The organism is Weissella sp. MSCH1 (assembly GCF_045799135.1).
Taxonomy (GTDB): Bacteria; Bacillota; Bacilli; order Lactobacillales; family Lactobacillaceae; genus Weissella.
Genome location: NZ_JBJMBA010000016.1, coordinates 1 through 6,959, shown reverse-complemented (window position 1 = coordinate 6,959; position 6,959 = coordinate 1). Strand labels below are relative to the sequence as shown.

At 34.2% G+C, this 6,959-nt stretch carries 8 protein-coding genes; all 8 read left to right on the top strand.

Features of this window, described 5'->3' with window-relative positions:
* On the top strand, window positions 1-1,187 hold a 1,187-nt coding region (gene mobV, locus ACJ28U_RS00465), incomplete at its 5' end, for a MobV family relaxase (protein ID WP_407618042.1).
* A gap of 448 nt (window positions 1,188-1,635) precedes the next feature.
* Entirely contained in the window at window positions 1,636-2,790 is a 1,155-nt protein-coding gene (locus ACJ28U_RS00460; RefSeq protein ID WP_199413265.1) for a RepB family plasmid replication initiator protein, read from the top strand.
* Window positions 2,783-3,352 carry a DUF536 domain-containing protein gene (locus ACJ28U_RS00455; protein WP_199413264.1) on the top strand — a complete coding sequence of 190 codons (570 nt, stop codon included), beginning with the start codon at window positions 2,783-2,785 and terminating at the stop codon, window positions 3,350-3,352. The genes ACJ28U_RS00460 and ACJ28U_RS00455 overlap by 8 nt, the downstream gene beginning before the upstream one ends.
* A gap of 263 nt (window positions 3,353-3,615) precedes the next feature.
* A complete protein-coding gene (locus tag ACJ28U_RS00450) occupies window positions 3,616-4,422 on the top strand; it encodes a hypothetical protein (RefSeq protein WP_407618041.1) in 807 nt (268 codons plus the stop codon).
* A gap of 481 nt (window positions 4,423-4,903) precedes the next feature.
* Window positions 4,904-5,086, top strand: a complete 183-nt coding sequence (locus ACJ28U_RS00445; RefSeq protein ID WP_320647992.1) for a hypothetical protein — start codon at window positions 4,904-4,906, stop codon at window positions 5,084-5,086.
* Between the two features lie 114 nt (window positions 5,087-5,200).
* On the top strand, window positions 5,201-5,791 hold the full coding sequence (locus ACJ28U_RS00440) for a site-specific integrase (protein ID WP_407618043.1): 591 nt from the start codon (window positions 5,201-5,203) through the stop codon (window positions 5,789-5,791).
* Window positions 5,792-5,943: 152 nt separating this feature from the next.
* A complete protein-coding gene (locus ACJ28U_RS00435) occupies window positions 5,944-6,357 on the top strand; it encodes a helix-turn-helix domain-containing protein (protein ID WP_407618040.1) in 414 nt (137 codons plus the stop codon).
* A gap of 412 nt (window positions 6,358-6,769) precedes the next feature.
* The coding region (locus tag ACJ28U_RS00430) for a plasmid recombination protein (RefSeq protein ID WP_407618039.1) at window positions 6,770-6,959 on the top strand (190 nt) is incomplete at its 3' end.

The following is a 6,959-nucleotide window of genomic DNA, read 5'->3' as shown; positions in this document are numbered from 1 at the left end:
TTCATTTTGAACGTAAAACTGACCATCACGCCAACAAAGAAATTGATGTGTCGAAATCCTATCTGAATCAAGATCTCATGGCGGATGGTTCTGATATGCTTTCACGCTTCAATGCGCGTTTAAATGACGTTTATTGTATGAAAAGAGACGATGTGAAGGCGTTAGCCACTTGGATTGTCACTTTACCTGAAGAACTCGCAGAAGCGTCCTACGAGCAACAGAGCGCCTTTTTTGAAGCAACCACGGCATTTCTCAATGACCGTTATGGCCAAGAAAATGCCGTGGCCGCTGTGGTGCATTATGACGAGACAACTCCTCACTTGCACTATGCCTTTGTTCCGGTGGTTTTTGATGTTAAAAAGTCACGTTATAAAGTATCAGCTAAAGAAGTTCTAACGCGACATGATCTACAAACATTTCATGAAGATTTAGATCAGCATTTAAAAAAAGTGCTGCCTTTTTATGAACAAGGGATTTTAAATAACAAAACCTTACCGTTTGAGAATGTCGCTGAAATCAAAAAATACAATGATCAGTTTAATGCCTTAAAAACGGAACTAGCCGATATTGAAGACAACATTCGTGCGAAACAGGCCGTACTTAAAATCACGGATCAAGCATTAACGGAAGTAGACTTAGCCGAAAAACAAATTGATGCCTTTAAACAAGACTTATCTAAAAACCTCTTTGGTAAGACGGTGCTTAAACCTGATGACTTAGATCGCTTTAAAAGTGTGTTAGCCACGATGAAGAAAGCCACCTTAAAAAACCAGCATGAGACGGAAGAACTCAAGCACACGTTAGGACAAGTAAAAGCGCAATTAGCAGACGTCCAAGCTGATTATCAAAACCTAAAAGAAACGCATCAAGCGCTACAGAAGCGGCAGCGAGAACAGCAACAGATGGATTATGCTATGCGTGACATGCTTAAAAATGATTATGGTGTCGACAAGATAGCCCATACTGATGTGGAGGCCCGGTATGTCCTTTATAAGCTTGATCATGAAGAACTCACAAAAAATAAAAAAGTAGCCCAGTCCTGGTTAAAAACACTAACGACAGCTAGAGCAAATCCAGATACGAAAATAGCGCCAACTAGATTAGATCGCGGTATTGAACAAGTTAAAGCATTAATTAATCGAATCATTGATTTAACGCGTGATCTTTTTAAAGGACCCAGTCTCTAACGTTAAACTGGCTTATTTGACCGTCTAAGCGATTTTAGACATGAAACGTATAAATAATCATTAATCAAGTTAAAATAGCGCTATCGGCTTATTAAGGGGGAATAATATTAGATAATAAGGGGTATATCCCTGAAACTCGTTCAAAAAGAACCCTACGTACAAAATTGACGTACGATGGGGTTCTTTTTGTTTTGTTATGAGTTTAATAAAAAGGCGCAGCCTATTATAAGTTTATCTTTTATATTTTAATCTTTTTTTCTTTTGCGTGTTTAGAAATCCACTAATAACAAGGGTTTAGTGGACAATATAAGTACAAAAAACTATGTACATAAGTACTTTTTAAAAAAGCAAGTACTTATGATGTGATATAATAAAAGCATAAAGAAATTCCCGAATAAAAGTTTTTCTTTATGCTTATCCAACAACACGCCCAAAGGAGCGTATTTATATGTCAATTATACCAGAATCAAAGACAAGGCAGGTACACACCTTGAATGAGTTATCAAAACGAAAAGTCGTCGAACATAATAGTTTAATCACATCCATTGCCAAGATGGATAAAACACCCCTCAAAATGTTTGAACTAGCGGTGTCTTTAATTGATACCGACAATCCACCTCAAGATCAAACAGTGTATTTATCAAAGCAAGAACTATTTACTTTCTTTAAGGTGAATGACAGTAATAAGCATAGTCGTTTCAAAGAAGCGATTGAAAAAATGCAGAAACAAGCATTTTTTCAAATTAAAAAAGAACAAGAAAAAGGATTTAAATATACCAGTATTGTGCCAATTCCATATGTTGAATGGACGGATTATAATGACGAGGTGAAAATCGAATTTCATCGTGAAATCATGCCTTATTTAATCAACCTCAAAAACAATTTTACGCAACATGCTTTGTCAGACATAGCAGAATTGAACAGTAAGTATGCGATTATTTTATATCGTTGGTTGTCAATGAATTACAACCAGTATGAGCATTACAGCGTTAAGGGTGGACGTAGAGAAGAACAAGTAGAAAGTTACCGTAATCCAATCATCAGTATGCGAGAATTACGAGAAATGACTGATACAGTTAATGAATACAAATTATTTACTAATTTTAGCAAGAAAATTTTAGATAAACCTTTACAAGAAATAAATGATCAGACAACTTTTAACGTGACGTACGAAAAAGTGAAAAAAGGCCGCAGCATTGATAGCATTGTCTTTCACATTAATAAAAAACAAATTGCAGATGACAGCAGTTATAAACAGGATGATTCTTTTTATATCGAGGGTAAGATTCGTCAAGAAGAAACAGAAGATATATTGACTGTTAAGGCAATAAAAAGTCCCTATACAAAGTTACTTATGGAGCAGTTTTTATTGTCATATATTGATTTAACAGATACTACTATTTTGTCAGGGTTACAGAAAAATATTTATCCACTTTATGACGAACTAAAAGAGTTACGTGGTTTAAAAGGGGTTAAAGAGCACTTAGCATATATACGAGATAAACAAGATGACTATTCTAAAAAGAATATTGCTAAGTATCTTAAAAAATCGATTGAACAGTATCTACCAATCGTTAAAAGGCAGGATATAGATCATGAGTGAAAATCTAAAAACAATTCGAGAAATTGCTGATGAATTTAAAGTATCTAAACAAGCAGTTAGGAAAAGATTGACTGATGAATTTAGAGAAAACTACGTAGAAACTATATATAGTAACGGAGTGAAAACGTTGGTAGTAACAGTTGCTGGTTACATGCTTTTAAGTCAGCATTTTTCAGGTGGTAACTATGCTGGTAAAATCGCGAGCAACGTTAATAGTAACGATGGCAAAGTAAATGGTACCAGTTATATCAAGACAACAACTGATGATGGACCTATATTTACAATATTAGAACAACAATTAACTGTTAAAGACAAACAATTAGAAAATAAAGATTTACAGATAGCTCAGATGCAAAACTTATTAGATCAGCAACAAAGGTTAGCATTACAAGATAAAAAACTATTGGAGGAATATAAGGAAGAAATAAAGGACTTAAAATCGGTAAATACACCAACAAAAGATGGTGAAAAAAACGACTTTAATCAAAAAGAAACTTCATTAGAAAATATAAAAGAAGCACCTCACAAGAAAAATAAAAAGTGGTTTAATTTTGGTAAATAGTTTCAATCGGTTTCTGACGTGTTTTAACCTTATTGACTTAAAAGTAAGGAATTTCTATTGGGCAGAAGATATAAGAGAAATTAGAACGATATATGTGGTTGATACAATCGATATGATTCTGAATTATACCTTGAAAAAATTTAAAAGTCCTAAATACTTAGGGATTCCTCTGCTCAAATTAAACTGATTGCCCTTGTTGATTAAATTTTTAATTACTATAGTAAATATTGTTGCTATGATAAACGGTTACTATATATTTTTTTATGTTATATTTTATATCTATTATTTTTTGGGGAGAAGAAAATTTATCTATGTTTAGTTCAAATTTGTTTAAAAAGACAATTATTATGACGATAATTGTAACCTTAGGTTCCTATTTTTTACCTGCTGTAATTAAGCCATCAGTTAGTGGTTATTCAGTATTGTCAGGAACTGTTAGTGCTGATACTACTAGTGTTTCAGATATAACAGATGGTTTATCAAATCAAGAAAAAACGGATGTGTCTACAACATTAACAGAGAGTAAAGATATTGACATTAATACTATGGATGTTTCTACACAACAAGCATTTAAAAAAATAGTTCGAAATGCTGCTGAAAGTCTTAATTTACCTTCTGAAGCTGATACTAATGACGCATATATTCAGTTATTAGGTATTTTCGATTCTACATCAGAGAATTATAATAATTTAAGTGAAGCAACTTCTAATCTTATTGACGATATTGACAGTAATCATCAATCTTCTTTTGATTTTATTTCAGGAAGCGATGTTTTGGCAGCGCAACATGGTACAGTGTCTGTAAGGCTTTTAGGTAGTACGTTTAACATCTTAATTGCTGGAATTACTGGAGGTCCTCTTTCAAGTTATGTAAGACGTCGCGGATTTTCTGCACTAGCTGCTGCTCTTGAAAGTAGATTGGCTGCAACTATACATTCTAATCAATTTGGATATCTTATAAAGGGTTCCGTTGGTGCTATGGTTAAATTTGCTGATCCTGGATTGTACTTAGCGCAAGTAATTGATCAACATGATAAAATTAGAAATAATGGTTGGATAGAAGCATGGTAGAAATAATAGGAGCACTAATTTTATTTGCAGATGATTTATTTACTGTAGATGAGGAAAAACCATTTGGTTATAAATTTTGGTTGTCCATATTAGTGTATATTGTTTCTGTATTTTTCGATTGCGTTGCTATTTTTATATTCGTGATGTTATTAAATATGTTAAATACTGATATATGGTGGGTTATTGGGCTAACTGAAATTCTCATTGGAATATTTATATTTTTAACTAGTAAACGTTTGTTTTTTTGGACAAATCAATTAATTAGGCATATTAACTATAGATAGAATTGTTATACAACTTAGAGCTTAACATAATCCATCTTATTCAGATATGAACTTATTCAGGGACTATAATTATATAATCGCCCCTGTGAAAACTGATTAAAACAACCCCCGTTATCTACCGGTTAGATAATGGGGGCTGTTTTTTTGTTAAATGATATAATAGACGCTATATTAACATCAATAATTGGAGGAATATCATGTTTAAAAACATCAAAGCCATTATAAGCGGAATAGGTGCCTTTCTAATTGCTGAATGGCTATACCATGTACTATCTCAAGATCCTGATATCAATATTTGGGTTGCCAGACTTTTGCCTATCCCGATAATTTTTATTCTCTTCTTTTCGATTGAATGGTTAATCGAAAAACTGGCAAAGTAACCTTTATCCATTTGATTTATAAATACGACTGAAACCCTTGGTAAAAGCGGATTACCGCAAATGGGACACCGACAAAATAATGGTTATTTATTGTTAGAAAGGCATACATGTTTTATGGTTCAACAAATCGTACTACCCATCAAAGATTCAAACGTCTTAAAAATGGTGCAAGACACCTTAATAGATAGTTTTCGGGCGGGTCGCCGTAACTACACCATCTTTCAAGTTGGCAAAGCCACCCTGCTGCGAGTGAGTGATGTCATGACCTTGAAAAAATCGGATGTCTATAATCCAGATGGCTCTGTTAAAAATACGGCCTTTATTCATGATAAAAAGACGGGTAAAGCAAACACGTTATATTTAAAACCCGTTCAGCAAGATTTGCTGCAATATCATGATTGGTTAGCCCAAGAAAACATCAATTCGGATTGGTTATTTCCCTCAACGGCCCATCCAGACCGTCACATTACTGAGAAACAGTTTTACAAGATCATGGCCCGTGTTGGTGAGATATTAGGTATCAACTATTTAGGCACACATACGATGCGTAAAACAGGTGCTTATCGCGTTTATACGCAATCAAACTACAATATTGGTTTAGTCATGCACTTATTGAATCATTCTAGTGAAGCTATGACTTTAACTTATCTTGGTTTAGACCAAGCAAGTCGAGAAACAATGTTAGATCAAATTGATTTTGGTTAAACTCATTAGCTATAACTACAGCTGTAGTTATAATTACAGTTTTTTAGCTAAATAGCATACCATCATTATACTCAAGCAATACTTTAGTGACTTATCAACCTGAATTTTGCTAAGCTCTGTATTAAAGATTATAAAAGTTGGGGTTTTAGCATATGCAAATAGGTGAAAAAATAAAAATCATTCGTGAAAACAAAAAACTGTCACAAGAAGATATGGCTAAAAGTTTACACGTATCGTATCAAGCAGTATCTAATTGGGAACGTGGGAAGAGTTATCCGGATATCTCTAACATTATTATGATTTCAGATTTATACAGTATTTCATTGGATGAACTGATTAGGGAAGATAACAACTATAAGGACATATTACTTGAAAAGAAAGTATCAGGCATCGCAAATACTATACTTAATCTTATTTTCTTATTGAGCGCAGTCATGATATTAATTTACATGATGATCGAGAATAAGCTCACCTCAGGTAATTCCTTTTATATCATTCTGATAATTCTGGTTATAATCCATACCAGTGTAGACTTATTAAAATTGTTACCAAAAAAACGCGTGTAGTTTGCTTACAGGGAATATTGGTCATAACTTAATACGATGAGAAATTATATTAGCATTCAAAATAAGTTGAGATAGATACAGATACTATCTCAACTTATTTTTTATGTGGTTAAGCTGACACCAGCTTGCCCCACGCGGGTAGCGTTCTGCATGACATGCTCCCGCTGAAGGTGATCCTGCAATGATAAATTGCCCCGTCACCGTGTGACCCGCCGGAGGTTTTACGAGCCGGATAATAGGCGATGTAAAATAGCAATTTCCCCAGTAGGAAGGGGAAACGCTACTGTCATCGCTTGTCGATGACGCGCCTCGCAGAGCCTGTCCAAAATAAAATTTTGGTATAACAGGCTATACCAGATTTTTAACGGTGTTATACTGGTCTTGGAAAACCTTTTTCGAGGAGGCATTTTTAATGGCGCATTTAAAGAAAAATACGCGTGGTTCAGTTACCGGCCTAGCCGTTCATTTTGAACGTAAAACTGACCATCACGCCAACAAAGAAATTGATGTGTCGAAATCCTATCTGAATCAAGATCTCATGGCGGATGGTTCTGATATGCTTTCACGCTTCAATGCGCGTTTAAATGACGTTTATTGTATGA